The sequence below is a fragment of the Streptococcus suis genome, from assembly GCF_002964045.1.
Lineage (GTDB): Bacteria > Bacillota > Bacilli > Lactobacillales > Streptococcaceae > Streptococcus > Streptococcus suis_U.
Genome location: NZ_POPB01000442.1, coordinates 1 through 303 on the forward strand (window position 1 = coordinate 1; position 303 = coordinate 303).

General features: G+C 39.9%; 1 protein-coding gene. It reads left to right on the top strand.

Annotated elements, in window-relative coordinates:
* Nucleotides 1–98: 98 nt before the first annotated feature.
* Nucleotides 99–303 (top strand): hypothetical protein (locus tag C1E99_RS11300; protein ID WP_105207609.1); only part of this gene is annotated, 205 nt, incomplete at its 3' end.

The window sequence follows — 303 nt, forward strand, 5'->3', positions numbered from 1 at the left end:
GATGTACACAGCTTGGGCTGTTTTCTTGTCCAGCTCATGACATTAAACCGAGCTTGTCACCACTACTAATTATTGTCTTATTGAAAGGAATTTCTCATATGCAAACCTCTTACAAAAAATCTGGCTACAGTGCCGCAAACGCTCTTAACTATATCACTCAAGACCGTCCTGTTTACTCTCTTAGCACAGAGCTTGAGCCTCAAGTTCGATTTGAAGACAAACGTCCAACAGATGAAATCATTGCTTATAAGGCTTGGTTTGTACAGGAAGGATTACCACCGTTTACAGTCAAATTTAATCACA